At 45.7% G+C, this 20,950-nt stretch carries 10 protein-coding genes; 8 read left to right on the top strand and 2 right to left on the bottom strand.

All coding sequences use genetic code 11. The features are described from left to right. Positions 1-132: 132 nt before the first annotated feature. From AB9N12_RS02070 to AB9N12_RS02035, 8 genes are all read left to right on the top strand, one after another. Positions 133-3,465 (top strand): SusC/RagA family TonB-linked outer membrane protein, encoded by a 3,333-nt coding sequence (locus AB9N12_RS02070; RefSeq protein WP_369889277.1) that lies wholly within the window; start codon positions 133-135, stop codon positions 3,463-3,465. Positions 3,466-3,482: 17 nt separating this feature from the next. After that, positions 3,483-5,288 carry a RagB/SusD family nutrient uptake outer membrane protein gene (locus AB9N12_RS02065; RefSeq protein ID WP_369889276.1) on the top strand — a complete coding sequence of 602 codons (1,806 nt, stop codon included), beginning with the start codon at positions 3,483-3,485 and terminating at the stop codon, positions 5,286-5,288. Between the two features lie 33 nt (positions 5,289-5,321). Beyond that, positions 5,322-7,250 (top strand): DUF5006 domain-containing protein, encoded by a 1,929-nt coding sequence (locus AB9N12_RS02060; RefSeq protein WP_369889275.1) that lies wholly within the window; start codon positions 5,322-5,324, stop codon positions 7,248-7,250. Positions 7,251-7,288: 38 nt separating this feature from the next. Then, positions 7,289-8,641, top strand: a complete 1,353-nt coding sequence (locus tag AB9N12_RS02055; RefSeq protein ID WP_369889274.1) for a PL29 family lyase N-terminal domain-containing protein — start codon at positions 7,289-7,291, stop codon at positions 8,639-8,641. A 242-nt stretch (positions 8,642-8,883) separates the two neighbouring features. Next, positions 8,884-10,467, top strand: a complete 1,584-nt coding sequence (locus tag AB9N12_RS02050) for a sulfatase (protein WP_369889273.1) — start codon at positions 8,884-8,886, stop codon at positions 10,465-10,467. A 15-nt stretch (positions 10,468-10,482) separates the two neighbouring features. Then, positions 10,483-12,807, top strand: coding sequence for a family 20 glycosylhydrolase (locus tag AB9N12_RS02045; protein WP_369889272.1), 2,325 nt, complete (start codon positions 10,483-10,485; stop codon positions 12,805-12,807). Positions 12,808-12,888: 81 nt separating this feature from the next. Beyond that, positions 12,889-15,963 carry a glycoside hydrolase family 2 TIM barrel-domain containing protein gene (locus tag AB9N12_RS02040; protein WP_369889271.1) on the top strand — a complete coding sequence of 1,025 codons (3,075 nt, stop codon included), beginning with the start codon at positions 12,889-12,891 and terminating at the stop codon, positions 15,961-15,963. A gap of 404 nt (positions 15,964-16,367) precedes the next feature. Then, a complete protein-coding gene (locus tag AB9N12_RS02035) occupies positions 16,368-18,185 on the top strand; it encodes an alpha-L-fucosidase (RefSeq protein ID WP_369889270.1) in 1,818 nt (605 codons plus the stop codon). Between the two features lie 20 nt (positions 18,186-18,205). On the opposite strand, the gene AB9N12_RS02030 is transcribed toward AB9N12_RS02035, so the two are convergent. Both AB9N12_RS02030 and AB9N12_RS02025 read right to left on the bottom strand, forming a co-directional pair. Further along, on the bottom strand, positions 18,206-19,411 hold the full coding sequence (locus AB9N12_RS02030) for an endonuclease/exonuclease/phosphatase family protein (RefSeq protein WP_369889268.1): 1,206 nt from the start codon (positions 19,409-19,411) through the stop codon (positions 18,206-18,208). Continuing rightward, positions 19,392-20,852 carry an aminoacyl-histidine dipeptidase gene (locus AB9N12_RS02025; RefSeq protein WP_369889266.1) on the bottom strand — a complete coding sequence of 487 codons (1,461 nt, stop codon included), beginning with the start codon at positions 20,850-20,852 and terminating at the stop codon, positions 19,392-19,394. The genes AB9N12_RS02030 and AB9N12_RS02025 overlap by 20 nt, the downstream gene beginning before the upstream one ends. Positions 20,853-20,950 lie beyond the last annotated feature (98 nt).

Raw genomic sequence — 20,950 nt, 5'->3', positions numbered from 1 at the left:
GAGTTGCCGAATCATGGTTTTTCAGGAACTCGAATCATGGTTTCTAGTTTCTAGGAACTCTTTCAAATTAATAATCGCTGAGATTTATTTTTGTTAGCTAATAAATAAAATCTTTATTATTCAAGTAATATTATGAAAAGAAAGAAGCTTATGAAAAAACAAGGCTGCTTTGTTGTTCTTCTGATGCTCCTCTTATTATTCCCTTCAGGAGCATTTGCACAGCAACGGATGATTAAAGGACAAGTGGTGGACGATAAGGGTGAAACCATTATCGGTGGCACGGTCATGATTAAAGGAACTCAGGAAGGTACCTTAACTGATATGGATGGAAATTTTTCTATCAAAGGGAAGGTGGGTGATGTGTTGACTATTTCTTATGTAGGTTTTACTCCTTTGACGGTGACAGTGACCCGGCTCGAAGGTAATCGTTTCGTGATGAAAGAAGATACGAAAGTCCTTGATGAAGTGGTGGTGGTAGGTATGGGTAAGCAGAAACGTAATACAATTACGGCTGCCGTGGCTACTGTTAAGTCCGATGCGATTGTCAATCGTCCGGTAACCGATGTGACTAGCGCGCTGCAAGGCAATGTCGCTGGTTTGAACTTTGCATCGGATGCTGCAGCGGACGGTGTAGGTGGTGAGACCGGTGCTGAAATTAAATTTAATATTCGTGGAGTCGGTTCTATCAACGGTGGCGAACCTTATGTATTGGTAGACGGTGTGGAACAAAGTATGCAGAATGTCAATCCTGCCGATATCGAAAGTATCAGTGTGCTGAAAGATGCTTCCGCATCGGCTGTGTACGGTGCCCGTGCTGCTTACGGAGTCGTATTGGTTACCACCAAAAGCGGAAGGAAGGAGAAGACACGCGTTACCTATCGCGGAACGGTTGGGTTCAGTTCGCCTATTAATATGCCGCAAATGATGAACTCATTAGAGTATGCCAACTATTGCAATCAGCGGGATGTGAATATGGGGCGTACGGCACAGATCTCAAATGCAACCATCGAAAAGATGAAAGGATTTATGGATAGTCCTTATTCTGTAGAGTTTCCCGGTATCGGTCCTAATCAAGCGGGTGACGGTTGGGCTGCATCCGATAATGTGCAGTATGGCAATACCGATTGGTTTGATTATTATTTCAAAGACCGTGCGATACGTCATTCCCATAATTTGAGTGTGCAGGGTGGTGGAGAAAAATCCACTTATTACATCGGTTTGGGATATACTTATCAGGAGGGTTTGATGGATCAGGTTCAGGATGATCTGAAAAAATATAATATCAATACTAAGTTTTCGGTTACGGCAACCGATTGGTTGAAATTTCACTTTAATAATAATGCAACGATCAACATCCTCAATCGCCCGATGGCTAATCAGACTATCTTTTATGGTACGATAGCCAATACGGCTCCGACCCGTGTGACTCAGTTACCCGTTGAACAGACGGAGTATTCCACTCCGACCTGGAATGAATTATTATATTTGAAGAAGTCCAATTATAATCAGAACCGTGTTTCGGATGCATTGTCTTTCTCGGCTATTATTACCCCGTTGCAAGGATGGGACATCATGGGAGAGATGAAAGCCCGTCTGGATGTGGAAAATAATAGTTTCAAACTGAAAAAAAGCAATCATGCATTGCCTAACGGGCAGGTTATAGAGACTTCCGGCAACCGTCAGGGATATCAATATCCGGGTATGAGGTGGCAAAATACACGTTTCGGCTCACTGACACGCGGTAGTGCTTTCAATTACTACCTGTCTCCCAGTTTGTCAAGTACCTATATGAATCAATGGGGGGATCATGACTTTAAAGTCATGGCGGGTTATCAAATGGAACTGCAAGAAAATTCCAGTGAATATATGTATAAAGATGGAATGTTGAGCGAAGATACTTATTCGTTTGACAATGCCGATGGAACCGTATATGCCGGAGAGGCTCGTACTCACTGGGCTACGATGGGATTTTATACCCGAATCAACTGGAACTATCAGAATATTTATTTCTTGGAACTTAGCGGACGTTACGACGGCTCTTCCCGCTTTGCTCCGGGACATCGTTGGGGATTCTTCCCCTCTTTTTCTGCCGGCTATGACATTGCCCGTACTAAATACTTTACCGATTTGAATATGCCGGTATCACAATTCAAAGTACGTGTCTCTTATGGACGTCTGGGAAATCAGAATGGGGCCGGATTATATGATTATCTGGGAGTGATGAGTCTTGACCCGAATAATGTGAATGCCTGGTTACTTCCGGGAGGAGGGGATGTGATAGGTAAAGGAACCATTTCATTAACCCCGAAAATGATCAGCCCGTACATTACATGGGAGAAGGTGGACACCGCCAACTTCGGTTTGGATCTTATGTTATTGAAAGATCGTTTGTCTGTAACGTTTGATGTTTATCAACGGACAACCAAAGACATGATTGGCCCTGCTGAAGCTATTCCGGCTGTCAGCGGTATCATGCCCGGTGATCGTGCCAAAATAAATAATGCTACTCTTCGTAACCGTGGTTGGGAACTCTCCGTCAACTGGCAGGATAGGTTGAAATGTGGTTTTAGTTATGGAATAGGATTCAATTTATTCAATTATAAGGCTGTTATTACGAAGTATAACAATCCCGAAGGTATCATTTATAACAACCATACCGGCTTGGATCGCAACAAAGGTTATTATGAAGGAATGGATATAGGTGAAATCTGGGGATTCGTAGCAGATGACCTGTTTATGACCAATCAGGAGATCGATTCATATCTGAATAGCAAAGACCTTTCTTTCTTTAAGAATGACAACCTTTGGCAAGTGGGTGATTTGAAATATCTGGATACTAACCGTGATGGTAAGGTAGATCCGGGAAAAGGAACATTGGAGGATCATGGCGATCTGAAGGTAATCGGAAATGCTACGCCTAAGTATTCATTTGGTATCAATTTGAACTTGGGATATAAGGGATTCGCTGTCTCTACTCTGTTCCAGGGAGTGGCGAAACGTGATTTTGCATTGGCGGGAAGTACGTATCTTTTTGGTGGAAAGAACTTCTTTAAAGAGCATCTCGACTATTTTAGCCCGTCGAATCCCCGTGGGTATCTACCTCGTCTGACAGATCCCAAAACTGTAGATTATAATACAAATATCGGTTACAATACAACACGTTATATGGTCAATGCCGCCTATATGCGTATGAAGAACCTGACCGTCTCTTATACATTCGACAAGAAGCTTCTGAAAGCTATGAGACTGGAAAATTTGAGAGTCTATTTTACATGTGACAACCTGTTCACTATTACTAAGTTGCCTAAGGCTTTTGATCCTGAAACCTTAAATCAGGTAAATACTTGGGCGGGTGGTAGCAATGCCACGGCACCGGGACTTACCTCCGCTGCCAATGAGAACGGTAACGGTAAAGTATATCCGATGAACAGAAACTTTGTATTTGGTCTTGATTTTACTTTTTAAATAAATAACAGAGAAGTATGAAACGATTTTATTTATATATAGTGTTGACGGCAGGTCTTGGAACATGTGTATCTTCTTGTGCCGACTTCCTGGATCGTGAGCCGCTTACCGTGCCGAACAACGAATCGTTCTTGTCCGGTGAAGCCCAAGTGCGTGGATATATCAACGGGCTTTATACAGCGCTTCCCTCATTGGCTAAATTCGGTATGGGAGTGCGTGGAGAAGAAAAGAACAGTGATAATATTCTTTCTGAAATCTACAATAAGCGTCTCAATGGTGAGGAAACTTTGTTTTCCAGTAGTGAAGACTGGGAAAACGGTTATAAGAATTTGCGTAATGTGAACTATTTCTTTCACTATTACTTGGTGCCGGAAAACATGGAAACAGAAGAGGTGAAGTCATTGAAAGGCGAAGCTTACTTTTTGCGGGCTTACTGGCATTTTGTTCAGTTGAAGAAGTTCGGTAATATTCCTATTATGGATGCTTTCTGGGATGAACATGCCACCATAGCCGGCTTGCAGATCCCACAGAAAGATCGTGGTGAGGTTGCTAAATTTATCTTGGAAGATCTGGACAAAGCAGAGAAGCTATTGTTCGATAGAAGCAAATACAGCGGTTTGCGTATTTGTAAGGAGGCGGCTATGTTGCTTGCCATGCAGGTTGCGCTATACGAAGGTTCTTGGGAGAAGTACCATAAGAACGATGAATTTGCGGCTGCCACTGACCAATCGGCTTATTTCTTTGGGGAAGTGTTGAGATGGGGAGATATGCTTTTCGAACAAGGTATAAAGCTGAATACGAAAGAAACCGATGGGGGTGTAGTCAATCCGGGAGATGCTTACGGGCGCTTGTTTAATCAAAAAGATTATTCCAACATTTCAGAAGTGTTGTTCTGGAGAAAGTATTCGATTGCTGACGGTGTATTTCATGCTTTGACCGGTTTAGTGGGTGGAGGAATTGTCGATCAGGATGGACCTGCCGGTATAGCCGGAGACTTGGTGAATACCTATTTGAATGCCGATGGAACGCCCGTTGATCCGAATGACAGCAAGTTTAAGGATTTTAATGAAACCTTTAAAAGCCGGGATTTGCGTCTCACGGAAACCATCATGAGCAGTGGCTATAAGTTTAAATCTACTGCGAAAGGTTCTCGTCCGATGAAAGTGGCGGACGCTGCTATCGGTGATCCAACAATCAATCCTCCTTTTCTGGCAGGTGATGGTAATGCTAAAAATGTAACGGGGTATCACATCCGTCTCGGAGTAGATACGACATACGTTTCGGGGAGTTGTGAAACCGGATTGGTACTTATGCGTTATGCGGATGCGTTATTGAGCTATGCCGAAGCTGCCGAGGAACTGGGCAAATGTGATGAGGAAGTGTTGAATAAAACATTGAAGCCTCTGCGTGCACGTGCCGGAGTGGCTTATGTGAAGCCTGTCATAGATCCTAACTTTACGGATTATGGTTATACGTTGACTCCCGTTATGCAAGAGATTCGTCGTGAGCGTCGTGTGGAACTGGCATTACAGGGATATCGTCTGGATGATCTGATGCGTTGGGCTGCTGATAAGGTAATTGTTGGCAAACGTGGCAAAGGGGCATATTTAGGACATGATGGTGTTTTATACAAATCATTTGCGGAAGATAAGCATGAAGCATTAGCCAAAGTATTGGTCGATGGTGACGGATGGATGGATCCTTTGCAGGAGTTGATACCGGGTGGTTATCAATTCAATCCTAAGAGAGACTATCTGTTACCTATTCCTCCAAGTGAACTGGAACTGAATAAGCAGATGAAGCAGAATCCGGGGTGGAAGTAATAATCATAGACTTTATAATTAAAGATATACTGTATGAAAAAGATTTTAGAATGGACATATTTGTGGATGTTGCTTATAGTAGTGGCAGTGAGTATGTCGGGATGTTCTGACGATGATAATGTAAGCCCGTTGGCAGAACCTGTACCTTTAAAGATGACATTGAACAGTACAGATTTGGTAATGGGAGAGGTGCTGGAAATCACTTTTGACGTGACAGGTACGAAGGAAGGAAAAAAGGTGATGAATGAAGATCTGAATATCAGATTGAGTGCCACCACTGATAAGAAAGCTGTTGATCGGTTGGTATTTGATGATTTTCCACCGGTGGTTACCATGAAGCAGGGAGAGGCGACTAAAACCGTCCGGATTCCTGTAAAGAAAGAGGGACTGAATAGAGAACGTTCTGTTGAAATATCAGCATTTGCACGTGGATATAGAATGGCAGGTGCTCTGCAGATTGTCACTGTCAGCGATTACCACTACTCGAAAGTTGCGTTGAAGAATAATGTGGATAATACGGTGAAGGAGGGACAGACTTTTGTATTGGTAGCTTCTGTCAACACTACATTGAAAGACAAACTTACCATTACTGTTACTCCTAAAGCCGGAGAAGGAGAACGGTATGGAAATCTTCCTTCGGAATTGACTATTCCTGCCGGATCCAACTCGGTAGAAAGTGCGCCGGTTACTATGATAAAAGAAGTGAATACTACCGAAGATGAAGAATTGACGCTTGAGCTTGCTACAGTGCCTGCTCTTAGCCGTTATCCTTTGCAGGCTACGAAGTTGACAATAAAGAAGATTGATATTCATAAAAATATGGGCAGTGAGGTGAGAGATGAACGCTGGCTATATGAAGATGCAGACCAGTTATTTGTTTCACCCAAAAATGAAGCTGCTGTGAAAGCTTGGGGACAGACTAATTATCAGGTGATGAATGAGGGCGATCCTCATCCGAATAGTGGAAAAGTGCTTCCGGAAGGAAAGTGGAAATTCTTCCGTGCATACGAGTTTCATAAAATATCTTCCTGTTTAACGAGGAAAGAAAGCAATGATAAGACGTATGTAAGTAATGAATATCCTTTAGGTTTTGCTGACCAGAATACAGCCGCGGTAGAAACTGCAGGCTCTGTGGATAATGCTAAATATGCATGGGTTACAGACGAAGGTTATTTGAGAATGATTTCACTGAAAGAGCGTACTCCGGGGAATAATGGTACTAAAGATTTTGGAACTTCTGCTTTTTATTCCTGTAAGTTCATGCGGGGAAATGTAAATAGTCCTACCTGGGCATCCTCTAACATCCGTATTTATCCCGGCATGCGCATCGAGACGCGCGCACGTATTCGTGGCGCAGAAAATAGCGGAATGTTACCAGGCATCTGGCTCCAGGGTAATGAGCAGGTAGGAGGGGACTCGCAGTGGAATAACTGGCCTGATTTCGGAGAGATAGATGTGATGGAGAATAATACCAAACATGGGAACTTAAGTTATAGAAGATCGGTGGAACAAACTTTCCATATCGGAAACACAGCTCCCGGAACAGGGGGAAGCCGGCATTATAATCCGACTGTTGCCGTAACCGACATTGCGGGAACAATAGATCAGTTCCAGATCTATTGGATGGAATGGGTGGATAATCAGACCGTGCGTATGGGAGTCAATGGTAAGACTACAATCACTATAACTGAAGCACAAGCGTTGGCTAATGGTGCCAGATGGCCGTTTACAGATAAAGTAAACAGTGAGGGGCTTTATTACATTCTGACGATGATGTTCCTAGGTAAACAGGCTCCGAATTATCCATCCATGGAGATGAGTTACCTGACAGCAAGGAATATGTTGAAAAATAATCCGAATGCGCTGATTCCCCGCATGGAGATAGACTGGGTTCGTTTCTATATCGACGATACCTATACCGATCATGATATGCCATATCGGAAAGATCTGATCCTTTATTAATGAACTGAATAAATAAACCTTTTTAATAAGATAATAATATGAAACTGAAATCAATTTTATGTGTAGTGTTTGCGGCAACTTTATTAGGCAGTTGTAGCTATGATGACGGAGAGTTGTGGGATGCAGTCAACGGACAGGAAGAGAGAATTTCCGCTTTGGAGAAATGGCAGAAGACAGTGGTTGAGCAACTGAATTCCTTGCAGGGAATTCTTACTGCTACGGATTATATTACCGATGTAGAGAAGGTGACAAAAGAGGATGGAACGGAAGGGTATAAAATCTCATTCCTTCATGCAGCTCCCATTACGTTGTTTTACAACAAAGACGGTGAGGTGAGTGGAACAAATGAAGAAAGTATCGGTGTGGATAAAAGCGATGATGGTAAATGGTATTGGACATTGGGCGGTGAACCCTTGCAGATAGATGGTAAAACTATTTACGTAAATAATGGGGATGCTATCAAGATGGAAACCAATCAGGATGGTTCTACTAAATTAATCATTGGTGATAACTCAGTGACGATACCGTCATATCCGGTTGCCCATCCTGTGACAGGCGTTACTCAATCGGGAAATGTTGTTACGATTACATTGAACGGAGGTATAACGGTAGAGCTTCCTAAATATATCAACTGGAATGGCTATTTAGCAGCGGAATATAGTAAAGAGACCGCAGGAGAAGAGATTTATCCGATAGTGCTTCCGGAAGGCTGTATCATGAGAATGTTGGATACCAATCCTTCAAACTGGACAATCCAGGTGACCGGTTCGGGAAATGACACAAAATTGAAAGTGGTTTATCCGGCAACCGGAGAAGCTACAGTCGCCTTCTTGCTTTCGGATGGAGAAACTCAGACAGTAATTAAGACTGTGACGTTTAAGGCTGCTACAGATCCGGGGATCCAGTGGACTACTATCGAATATACAGGTGCGGAAATCACCATACCGGAGGGGGTATCGAGTGTTAAGGTGACAGGAACGTGTTCCGGAGGAGCTCCAAGTTTTAGAGATCACATCGCTGCACCTCTGAAGAGATCGAGTGACATCGTAAATATTGATTTTTCGGAATTGACATATAGTGCTGCTATTCCAGCTAACGCATTTTATATAAATCTTCCTGCTATTCCGGAACAGGACAAGAACACATCCATTGAAACAATTATTCTTCCAAGGGGGACCATTAATATTTTCAATTCGGCATTCAAGAACTGTGTTGCTTTAAAAAGCCTGACTATTTTATCGGCAACCACCTTAGGATATAATGCTTCGGCTTTCGAGGGATGCGATGCTTTGGAATCCATCTTTGTGGCAACGGATAAAGTGGAAGCATACAAAACGAGCTGGAGTGCACTGGCGGATAAGATCAAACCGATTCCCGAAGCAGGAGAGTAAAAGGTCTGCTTTGCCATTGGATTTTTTAATGGCATAAATATCCTTCAATCAATCAAAAGGGGGAGAATCCCCCTTTGTATCACTTATTAAGTATAGCGCAAGTAATTAGTGATTTCCCGTATTTGTTGATGCAATAATAAAAAGATTGATAGAATATGGGATATTAATTGCTGATGGGTGGAAGTCCGAATGGATAACTTTCTCTATCTTTGCTGCTGTAATCTTAATATAAAATAGTATTTATGAAAAAACTGCAATCCAACTTATTCTTTCCTTTAGCGGGAGTAGCTACTGCAGCTTCCCTTGTTTCTTGTGCCGGCAAGCAAAAAACTGCGGAACAGAAACCTTTGAACATTGTCTATATCATGACAGATGACCATACGGCTCAGATGATGAGCTGTTATGACACACGCTACATGGAAACACCGAACCTCGATCGTATTGCTGCCGATGGAGTACGTTTTACACAAAGTTTTGTAGCTAATTCTTTAAGTGGTCCCAGCCGCGCCTGTATGATCACGGGCAAACATAGCTGTGCAAACAAATTCTATGACAATACCACTTGCGTTTTCGACAGTTCTCAACAGACTTTCCCTAAACTATTGAGGAAAGTCGGTTACCAGACCGCATTGGTTGGTAAATGGCATCTCGAGAGCTTGCCGTCAGGATTTGATTACTGGCAAATCGTCCCCGGACAAGGAGACTACTATAATCCGCACTTCATCACGCAGAACAATGATACTATTCAGAAACACGGCTATATCACTAATCTTATCACGGATGATGCCATTGACTGGATGGAGAATAAACGTGATCAGCAAAAGCCTTTCTGCCTTTTGATTCATCACAAGGCTATCCATCGTAACTGGATGGCGGATACCTGCAATCTGGCTTTGTATGAGGACAAGACTTTCCCATTGCCGGATAACTTCTTTGATGAGTATGAAGGTCGTCCGGCTGCTGCCGCACAAGAAATGAGCATCGTGAAAGATATGGATATGATCTATGACCTCAAAATGCTGCGTCCCGACAAAAGCTCACGGTTAAAGTCACTGTATGAAAGATTCTTGGGCAGAATGGACGAAGGACAGCGTGCTGCATGGGACAAATTCTATGGTCCGATTATCGATGACTTCTACCAACGGAATCCGCAAGGCAAAGACCTCGTCAATTGGAAGTTCCAACGTTATATGCGTGACTATATGAAGACGGTAAAGTCGCTGGATGATAATGTCGGCCGTGTGCTCGATTACCTGAAAGAAAAAGGATGGCTGGATAACACACTCGTAGTCTATACTTCCGACCAGGGCTTCTATATGGGCGAACATGGTTGGTTCGACAAACGTTTTATGTACGAAGAGTCCATGCGCACACCGCTTGTCATGCGCTTGCCGAAGGGCTTCGATCGTAGAGGGGATATCACCGAAATGGTGCAGAACATCGACTATGCGCCTACTTTCCTCGAACTGGCAGGAGCGGAGGTGCCATCGGACATCCAGGGAGTCTCTCTTGTTCCTCTGTTGAAAGGAGAGCATCCGAAGAACTGGCGCAAGGCACTTTATTATCATTTCTATGAATATCCCGCCGAACACATGGTGAAACGCCACTATGGAATACGTACAGAGCGCTATAAATTGATTCATTTCTATAATGATATCAATTGGTGGGAGCTCTATGACATGCAGGCAGACCCGACAGAGATGCATAACCTCTACGAACAGCCTGAATACGAACCGGTAGTGAAAGAGCTGAAAGAAGAGATGTTGAAACTACAAGAACAATATAACGACCCTGTCCGATTCTCCCCTGAGAGAGACAAGGGATAACCCTGAAATACTATCATGATAAGATATACCTTCATACTGTTGACCGGACTTCTGGCATCCATGTTGACCGGATGTGATCATACAAACGTAACAAACAGTATTTCGATGGTCCCACGCCCGGTACAGATGATACCGGGCAGTGGCAACCATTTATTCTCCGATCAGACAGTTTTTGCAGTGGAGAATGAGGAGCAGGCGAAAGTTGCCGGGAGTTTGATTGCGTTATTTACCCGTACGGCCGGTTTTACTCCCAAACTGAATGTAGGAGGAGAGGGGAATGTCCGTTTGCTGACGGATCCTTCTTTGAAGAGTGAAGCCTATTCTTTGGAAGTTTCTCCCCAAGAGATCGTTATTAAAGCTTCGGATAACAAAGGCTTTTTCTATGCCTTGCAGACAATTCGCCAACTCCTTCCTCCCGCCATTGAGAGAGAAAGCTTGTCGGACAAGCATCAGGAGTGGAGCATTCCGGTGGTGACCATCCGGGATGAGCCCCGTTTCGGATACCGGGCATTACTGTTGGACGCCTCCCGTTTCTTTATTCCCAAAGAAAATGTATTGCGTATCATTGATTGTATGTCAATGCTTAAACTGAATACCCTTCATTTCCATTTGACAGACGACAACGGCTGGCGGGTGGAAATAAAGAAATATCCCCGGTTGACAGAGGTCGGTGCATGGCGGGTGGATCGTCAGGATTTACCTTTTCCCGCCCGGCGTAATCCGAAAAAGGGAGAACCGACTCCGGTAGGAGGTTTCTATACCCAAGAGGAGATTCGGGAGATGGTGGCTTATGCTGCCGAGCGTCAGGTGGAGATTGTGCCCGAAATAGATATGCCTGCCCATAGCAATGCTGCGTTGGCGGCTTATCCCCAACTGGCTTGTCCGGTAGTGAAAGAGTATATCGGTGTACTGCCCGGTCTGGGAGGACGAAATGCCGAAATCATTTATTGTGCGGGAAATGATCGTGTCTTCACCTTTTTACAAAATGTGATGGATGAAATCATGGAATTATTCCCTTCACGTTATATTCATATAGGGGGTGACGAGGCCCAAAAGAGACATTGGAAACAGTGTCCGTTGTGTCAGGCACGGATGAAAAAGGAACGGCTGGCTAACGAAGAAGATTTACAGGGATACTTCATGAAGCGGATCAGTGATTATGTACGTAGTAAAGGCAGGGAGGTGATCGGCTGGGATGAACTGACCAATAGCAGTTTTCTGCCTGACAACTCAATCATTCTAGGTTGGCAGGGATTCGGACAGGCTGCATTGAAAGCGGCCGAAAAAGGACATCGGTTTATCATGACTCCGGCACGCATCATGTATTTGATTCGTTACCAGGGACCACAGTGGTTCGAGCCATTGACCTACTTTGGAAATAACACACTGAAAGATGTGTATGACTACGAGCCGGTGCAAAAAGATTGGAAACCGGAATATGCTTCCTTATTGATGGGGGTGCAAGGTTCGATGTGGACAGAGTTCTGTAACAAACCGGAAGATGTGGAGTATCTTCTATTCCCCCGCCTGGCGGCAGTGGCGGAAGTTGCCTGGACACAACCGGATCAGAAAGACTGGGCTTTGTTCCTGAAAGGAATGGACAGGTATAATGAGCATCTTGCCGGGAAAGGAATTGTTTATGCCCGTTCCATGTATAATATCCAACACAAAGTGACTCCCGAAAACGGGGTGTTGCAAGTGAAGCTGGAATGTATCCGTCCCGATGTGGAAATCCGTTATACGGTAGATGGCAGTGAGCCGACGGCAACTTCACCCTTGTATACCGGTTCATTCACGGTAACGACGACTCAAACCATTCGAAGTGCTACCTTTGTACAAGGGGAGCAGATGGGGCAGACACTTGTATTGCCTATTGTTTGGAACAAAGCGACCGGCAAACCGATTCTCGGAAATAAACCGAATGAGAAACTTTTGACAAACGGGGTACGTGGCAGCTTGAAGTATACAGACTTTGAATGGTGTTGTTGGGAGAAGAGCGATTCTATTTCTTTCACGATAGATTTGCTGCAAAAAGAGAAATTGAATACGTTCACCATGGGTTGTATCACCAACTACGGCATGGCGGTGCATCAACCGAAATCGATCCGCATAGCAGTTTCGGATGATAACGAGACCTACCGTGAGATAGCCGGTCTGCACTTTACTGCTGAAGAGATTTTCCGTGAAGGAACCTTTATCGAAGATGTCTCCGCGGATATGAAAGGAACGGAAGCAAGATATGTCCGTGTAACGGCTGAAGGGGCGGGAGCATGTCCTGCCGATCATGTACGCCCGGGACAAGAGGCGAGAGTTTACTGGGATGAACTAATGATTGAATAATCAATACCGGTTATCGGAGGCACGGATGAGACGGATTGACAAAGCAACAGTATGAACTAAATTAATAATGAATACTTGATCATGAACAACTTAAAGAAACGAACTTTTTTAATCTTATCGGCCGTACTGGCTGCTACTACTTTCACTTTAGCGCAGCAACAGCCGTTGCCCGAATGGCAAAGTCAGTATGCCGTGGGACTGAACAAGCTTGCTCCTCACACCTATGTATGGCCTTACGCCAATGTGGCAGACATTGAAAAGCCGGGAGGCTATGAACACTCTCCTTTCTATATGAGCCTGAATGGGAAGTGGAAGTTTCATTGGGTGAAGAATCCCGATAACCGTCCGAAAGAGTTTTACCAACCGTCTTATTATACAGGAGGATGGGCGGACATTCACGTGCCCGGTAACTGGGAACCGCAGGGGTATGGTACGGCGATCTATGTCAACGAGACCTACGAGTTTGATGATAAAATGTTCAACTTCCGAAAGAATCCCCCGTTGGTACCTTATGCAGAGAATGAAGTCGGCTCCTACCGCCGTACTTTCAAAGTGCCTGCCGACTGGCAAGGACGCAGGGTGGTACTTTGTTGTGAAGGGGTTGTCTCTTTCTATTATGTATGGGTGAATGGAAAGTTTCTGGGATATAATCAGGGATCGAAGACAGCTGCCGAATGGGATATCACAGACGTACTGAATGAAGGCGAAAATGTGGTTGCTTTGGAGGTGTACCGCTGGAGTGCGGGTGCCTATCTGGAGTGTCAGGATATGTGGAGGTTGAGTGGCATTGAACGTGATGTGTATCTTTACAGTACCCCCAAGCAGTACATTGCAGACTATCAACTGAATGCTTCTTTGGAAAAAGAGACATACAAAGATGGTATTTTCGGCCTTGAAGTGACCGTAGAAGGACCTTCCGCTACTGCTTCTTCCATAGCTTATACGCTGAAAGATGCTGAAGGCAAAGCTGTTTTGCAGGATGCTGTCCGGATAAAATCCCGCGGATTGAGCAGTTTTATCGCATTTGACGAAAAGAAATTGCCCGCTGTAAAGGCTTGGAGCGCGGAGCATCCTTATCTTTACACATTAGTGCTCGAGCTGAAAGATGCACAAGGCAAGGTCACCGAACTGACCGGCTGTGAAGTAGGCTTCCGTACCTCGGAGATCAAAGAAGGGCGCTTCTGTATCAATGGCGTTCCGGTACTGGTGAAGGGAACCAACCGCCACGAACACTCCCAACAGGGACGTACCGTGAGCAAGGAGCTGATGGAACAGGACATCCAATTGATGAAGCGGCACAATATCAACACCGTACGTAACTCGCATTATCCCACGCATCCATACTGGTATCAACTTTGCGACCGTTACGGATTGTACATGATTGATGAGGCAAACATCGAATCTCACGGAATGGGATATGGCCCTGCTTCTCTTGCCAAGGATAGTACCTGGCTGACCGCACACATGGACCGCACCCAACGTATGTATGAACGTTCCAAAAATCACCCGGCCATCGTTATCTGGTCGTTGGGAAATGAAGCGGGGAACGGAATCAACTTCGAACGCACCTACGACTGGCTGAAATCGGTAGAGAAGACGCGTCCCGTGCAGTATGAACGTGCCGAATTGAACTATAACACAGACATTTACTGCCGCATGTACCGCAGTGTGGACGACATCCAAGCGTATGTAAACAAGAAAGACATCTATCGTCCTTTCATTCTTTGCGAATACCTCCACGCAATGGGTAACAGTTGTGGTGGACTGAAGGAATACTGGGAGGTGTTTGAAAACAATCCGATGGCACAAGGCGGCTGTGTTTGGGACTGGGTGGATCAGTCGTTCCGTGAAATAGACAAGAACGGTAAATGGTACTGGACGTATGGCGGTGATTACGGACCGGAAGGAGTTCCGAGTTTCGGCAACTTCTGTTGTAACGGTCTGGTGGGCGCCAACCGCGAACCGCACCCGCATTTGCTCGAAGTAAAGAAAGTTTATCAGAACATCAAAGCAACGCTGACCCATCGGAAGAATCTGACTATCCGTGTTAAGAACTGGTACGACTTCTCTAACTTGAACGAGTATATACTGAACTGGAATGTGACGGCAGATAATGGCAAGGTATTGGCGGAAGGTACGAAAACGGTTGACTGCGAGCCGCACGCCACCGTTGATGTGACTCTGGGTGCTGTCAAACTTCCGGATACACTCCGTGAGGCTTATCTGAATATCAGCTGGACCCGTCGGGAAGCTTCTTTACTGATAGATAAGGAGTGGGAAGTGGCATACGACCAGTTTGTGCTTGCCGGTAATAAGAGGTATACAGGCTACCGTCCGCAAAAAGCGGGTGAGACGACTTTCACCGTTGACAAGCAAACGGGAGCGCTGACTTCATTGAACTTAGACGGTAAAGATTTATTGGCTTCTCCGCTGACATTGAGCCTTTTCCGACCGGTAACGGATAATGACAACCGGGATAGGAATGGCGCACGTCTGTGGCGTAGTGCAGGATTGGATCATCTGACCCAAAAGGTCGTTTCACTGAAAGAGGACAAGCGTTCGACCACTGCCCGTGTGGAGATTCTAAATGCGAAAGCACAAAAGATTGGAACTGCCGATTTTGTTTATTTGTTGGATAAAAATGGTGCATTGAAAGTATCTACTACCTTCGAACCCGACACGACCATCGTGAAGTCAATGGCACGCTTGGGAGTGACATTCCGGGTGGCGAATGCCTACGATCGGATTTCTTATCTCGGACGTGGAGAGAATGAAACATACATCGACCGCAATCAGTCGGGCAAAATCGGTGTCTATCAAACCACATCGGAACGGATGTTCCATTACTATGTTGCCCCGCAGTCTACAGGTAACCGCACCGATGTACGCTGGGCGAAGTTGGCAAATGCTTCCGGCGAAGGTCTCTTTGTGGAATCAAATCGTGCTTTCCAGTTTAGTGTTATTCCTTTCTCGGATGTATTATTGGAGAAAGCCCGCCATATCAATGAGCTGGAACGTGACGGATTGCTGACTGTACATCTGGATGCCGAACAGGCAGGTGTGGGAACGGCCACTTGTGGTCCCGGAGTATTACCGCAATACCTGGTTCCGTTAAAGAAACAGAGTTTTGAGTTTACCCTTTATCCGGTGAAATAAATACGGAACCAATCGGATGTGTCTTTCTTTTTCCGTTCACAAAACACAGAAAAAGTGTGTCGAGCGAACTATATTTATATAATTATTATATTTTAGTATTTATATATGCTCGTTTGGTGGCTTTTCTGTTTTTTTTCGATCGCTGCAAACGATTGACGGACAAGTAGTTGAACCGACTTTTGGGGTGGCTCGTTTGGTGGCTCGCTTTTTTGTAAGGATTTTACATTCAAACAGAGCCGCTGTTTGCCCTAAACAGAGCCTTTATTTCACCTGAACAGAGGCTCTGCTCGACTCGAACAGAGGCTCTATTTCACGGAGGCATTATTTTGTAAAATAGTGCCTTCTTTTTTTCCGAATCCGGTTATTTTGTTGTATCTTTGTAGAATATCAATAATCAATTGGCAATGAATAAACTCCTGATCTCTCTTTTTTTGTCTGTGGCTCTCATGAGCGGAGTGCAGGCGCAGAAAAAAGAAAACCATTATGTGAAGCATGTTGAATTTCCTCAAGGGGCCACTCTCGAGCAGAAAGTCGATATGGCGGCACGGCTGGTACCCACTCCGCAGCAATATGCCTGGCAACAATTGGAGCTGACCGCCTTCCTCCATTTCGGAATCAACACTTTTACCGGACGTGAGTGGGGCGATGGAAAAGAGGATCCCGCACTCTTTAACCCGGTGGAACTGGATGCTGAACAGTGGGTGCGTACGCTCAAGGAAGCCGGCTTTAAAATGGTGATTCTGACTGCCAAACATCACGATGGGTTCTGTTTGTGGCCTACGGCGACTACCGGACATTCGGTAGCCTCTTCTCCCTGGAAAAATGGACAAGGCGATGTGGTGAAGGAACTTCGGGCTGCCTGTGACAAATACGATATGAAGTTTGGAGTATATCTTTCTCCCTGGGACCGGAATGCGGAATGTTATGGAGACTCTCCCCGTTACAATGAATTTTTTATCCGGCAACTGACCGAACTGCTGACCAATTATGGCGAAGTGCATGAAGTTTGGTTCGATGGAGCGAATGGGGAAGGGCCGAACGGAAAGAAACAGGTGTATGATTGGGATGCTTTCTATCAAACCATCCAACGCCTTCAGCCCAAAGCGGTGATGGCAATTATGGGGGATGATGTCCGCTGGGTAGGCAACGAAAAAGGATTGGGACGTGAAACGGAATGGAGTGCGACTGTGCTGGCTCCCGGTATATATGCCCGTTCGCAGGAGAATAATGATCGTCTGGGAGTTTTTAGTAAAGCGGAGGATTTGGGAAGCCGTAAGATGTTGGAGAAGGCTACGGAGTTATTCTGGTATCCTTCGGAAGTGGACGTATCCATTCGTCCGGGATGGTTCTATCATGCGGAAGAAGACGGCAAAGTGAAGTCGTTGAAACATCTGGCGGATATCTATTTCCAATCGGTGGGTTATAATTCCGTTCTGTTGTTGAATATTCCTCCGGATCGTAGGGGAGTGATTCATGAAGCCGATGTGCGGCGATTGAATGAATTTGCAGCTTATCGTGAGCGGGTGTTCTCCGCCGACAAGGTGGTGAAGGGCCGAAAATGTTGGGATGTGACTTCCGGTGGTGAAAAGGTTTATTCATTGAAGCCGGATGCAGAGATAAACGTAGTGATGCTTCAGGAGGATATAACGAAAGGGCAACGGGTAGAGGCCTTTACGTTGGAAGCCCTGACTGGTCATGGCTGGAAGGTAGTTGGAAAAGGTACGACGATAGGGTATAAGCGCATGGTGCGTTTCCCGGCAGTGAAGGCCCGCAAGCTTCGTGTGAAAATAGACGGGTGCCGGTCGACTGCTTATGTGAGCCGGGTGGCAGCTTATTATGCGGAACCTTTGCAGGAAGAGGCAACGAAAGAAGAGTGGAATCATTTGCCGCGCTCCGGATGGAAACAGGTTGCTGCCTCTCCCTTAACGATTGATTTGGGGAAAACGGTCACCTTGAGCAGTTTCACGTATGCTCCTGCAAAGGCAGAGGCAAAACCGACGATGGCATTCCGTTACAAATTCTTTGTGAGTGAGGATGGTAAGAGGTGGAAAGAGGTTCCTACCCATGGGGAGTTCAGTAATATCATGCATAATCCGTTGCCGCAGACGGTTGCTTTCGACCGGAAAGTGCAGGCACGTTTTATTAAATTAGAAGCTACTACGCCAACTGCAACTACCGCAAAGATAGAAATGAATGAGGTAGGAGTGGGGGTGGCTCCCTGATGGAGCCGTTCATTGTTTTTTCAATTCGTGGGATACGTTAGTTCGAAGTCTGCATAAACGGGGAGATGATCGCTGATCCCTCCCTGATATTTCCCTCCTTTGTAAGTGCGGAAAGGTTCTTTATCCCCATATTTCTCATCGTCTTTCAGTAAAAAGGGGAGAAGGCAGACATTCGCTCTCTCTTCACTGGTGAAGAAATGGCTCGATTGATTTAATAGAGTGCCCGATACGATCAGGTGGTCAAGCAATCCCCATTCACCGCGATATTTGTAAGAACCGAAGTTTGTTGACTTCGCTCTTCTGGCGAGCAGATGATATAGTTTTAGTGGGGAAGGGGCAACTGTGGAAGCGCCGGTGGGGCCGGTTGCGGAGGCTGGCTCTTGGGTGATAACGGGAGGTGCTTCGGCTTCCAGTATTTTCAGGATGGACCGATTCGTGGGGTAATCGTTGAAATCTCCCATCATGATCACTTGCGGATGAGAACGAGTATGCAGAATCTGATCGACTTCCGTACGTAAGATCTGAGCCACGTATAAACGATAGGGTTCCGATTCTTTGACTCCACCCGAACGGCTTGGGAGATGGCAGACAAATACATCCAGTGTGTCTCCCGTCAACAGAAGCCCGCTGACGTGCAGCAAATCTCTGGTCGGGCGGTATGCTCCCAACGGAGGAATGGAGATAGAACGGGAGGATAACAGTTTGAATAAATCCCGTTGGTAAAGCAGGGCTACATCGATTCCTCTCCAATCAGGGGAATCGGTCATTACATAACGATACTTAAGCTCTTTTAAAGGAGAACGAAGGGTAAGATCACGGAGCACCGTATCATTTTCCACTTCACACAATCCGACAAGTGCCGGAGGGGTCCATTCGCCAACGGCTGCGATTACACGTGCCACATCAGCCAGCTTTTTCTTATATCTGCTATAATTCCAATGACGCAGCGCATCGGGAAGAAACTCATGGTCGTTCTTCAAACTGTCATGGTGCGTATCAAACAGGTTTTCCAGGTTCCAGCTGACAACGCGGAAAGGAAGGCTTTCTTCCTGATAGGGGGCTTGTTGGTCGTGGCACTCTTGTGCAATGGCACAGCAGGGAATGAAGAGACTTACAGCCACTAAAATCATCGTAAAAAAGAGCATGGCAGCAGTGATGCTTTTCCGACTGTCGCCATACTCTTCTTTGTGATATTTGATCTGTCTGTTATTTCTTGGCTGGTACATGTGCCAAGATATCCAACAGATGTTTCCAGAACTTCTCTACGGTAGGTATATGCATCCGTTCGTCGGGAGAATGAACACCGGTAAGTGTCGGTCCGAAAGAGATCATATCCAGCGTCGGGTACTTGTCAAGGAACAGACCGCACTCCAGTCCTGCATGGATGGCTTTTACTTTGGCATCTACACCGAATAAGCGTTTGTAAGATTCGACAGCCACTTGGAGGATCGCCGAATGAGGATTCGGCTTCCAGCCGGGATAGCCTTCTCCGAAGGTAACATGGGCTCCTGCCAGTTGGAATGCGGAACGAACGGTGTTCGCCATATCGTTGCGTGCGGATAGTATGGAACTCCGCTGGCTGGTTTCAATGCGGATGATATGCCCGGGTTTCATCTTGACGGATGCCAGATTGGTGGAAGTCTCTACCAGTCCGGGAATATCCTGGCTCATGGCATATACACCGTGGGGAACTGCGTACAGCGCTTTTAGCAAACGGGCGGTCGTATCCTGATCGATGGCTGCTTTGCGCGGGGTCTCCGATTCGAGAACCAGTTTTAAATCGGGCTCTATAACGGATAATTCATTTTCCACTTCGCTGGTGAAGATATTCAGCTCTGTGCGGACATCGTGTTTGGCATCTTCGGGAACTGCACAGATGGCGTATGCCTCGCGGGGAATAGCGTTGCGCAGGTTACCTCCGTTGATTTCACAAAGGTACAGATCGTGTTTGGCAGCCATGCGGGAAAGGAAGCGGTTCAGTATTTTGTTGGCATTGCCGCGTCCCAAATGAATGTCACCACCGGAGTGACCGCCTTTCAGACCTTTCACTTCTAACTTGAAGAAGAAATATCCGGCGGGAACTTCCACTTCTTTATAACTAAATTCTGCAACGGAGTCGATACCTCCGGCACATCCGATAAATATTTCTCCTTCATCTTCCGAATCGAGGTTCAGGAGGATATCACCGCTCATAAAGCCTTTTTGCAAGGCGAAAGCTCCGGTAAGTCCGGTCTCTTCATCTACGGTAAACAGACATTCCAGCGGACCATGCTCGATACTGTCGTCTGCCAGAATGGCCAGCTCGGTAGCTACGCCGATACCGTTGTCGGCTCCGAGGGTAGTGCCTTTGGCTTTCAGCCATTCACCGTCAATTTCTGTTTCTATGGGATCGGTGAGGAAGTTGTGTTGAACGTCGTTATTCTTCTCGCACACCATGTCTATATGCGATTGCAGAACAACGGTTTGAAGATGCTCTTTTCCCGGAGTAGCTGGCTTTTTAATCAATACGTTGCCCGCTTCGTCCACCTTGGTCTCCAGATGATGCTCTGCTCCGAATGCCTTCAGGTAGGCAATCATTTTCTCTTCCTTCTTCGAAGGGCGCGGCACTTGGCAGATTTCCTCGAAATACTTGAATACGCCAGCCGGCTTTAAATCTTTTTTTTCCATGCTGTTTTTATTTTAAAATAGGAATAGAAGGGCTGTTTTCGCTTCTTCTATTGCTAAATATGGTTAATTTGATTGACTTATCTGAACTCATATCTCAT

Origin of the sequence: Bacteroides sp. AN502(2024), from assembly GCF_041227145.1 — a bacterium.
Classification (GTDB): Bacteria; Bacteroidota; Bacteroidia; order Bacteroidales; family Bacteroidaceae; genus Bacteroides.
This window is presented reverse-complemented; position numbering and strand designations above follow the sequence as displayed.

What these genes read in the sequence shown, in the direction of transcription:
- AB9N12_RS02070 (WP_369889277.1), top strand. Translation starts at nt 133, where the DNA reads ATGAAAAGAAAGAAGCTTATGAAAAAACAAGGCTGCTTTGTTGTTCTT.
- AB9N12_RS02065 (WP_369889276.1), top strand. Translation starts at nt 3,483, where the DNA reads ATGAAACGATTTTATTTATATATAGTGTTGACGGCAGGTCTTGGAACA.
- AB9N12_RS02060 (WP_369889275.1), top strand. Translation starts at nt 5,322, where the DNA reads ATGAAAAAGATTTTAGAATGGACATATTTGTGGATGTTGCTTATAGTA.
- AB9N12_RS02055 (WP_369889274.1), top strand. Translation starts at nt 7,289, where the DNA reads ATGAAACTGAAATCAATTTTATGTGTAGTGTTTGCGGCAACTTTATTA.
- AB9N12_RS02050 (WP_369889273.1), top strand. Translation starts at nt 8,884, where the DNA reads ATGAAAAAACTGCAATCCAACTTATTCTTTCCTTTAGCGGGAGTAGCT.
- AB9N12_RS02045 (WP_369889272.1), top strand. Translation starts at nt 10,483, where the DNA reads ATGATAAGATATACCTTCATACTGTTGACCGGACTTCTGGCATCCATG.
- AB9N12_RS02040 (WP_369889271.1), top strand. Translation starts at nt 12,889, where the DNA reads ATGAACAACTTAAAGAAACGAACTTTTTTAATCTTATCGGCCGTACTG.
- AB9N12_RS02035 (WP_369889270.1), top strand. Translation starts at nt 16,368, where the DNA reads ATGAATAAACTCCTGATCTCTCTTTTTTTGTCTGTGGCTCTCATGAGC.
- AB9N12_RS02030 (WP_369889268.1), bottom strand. Translation starts at nt 19,411, where the DNA reads ATGTACCAGCCAAGAAATAACAGACAGATCAAATATCACAAAGAAGAG.
- AB9N12_RS02025 (WP_369889266.1), bottom strand. Translation starts at nt 20,852, where the DNA reads ATGGAAAAAAAAGATTTAAAGCCGGCTGGCGTATTCAAGTATTTCGAG.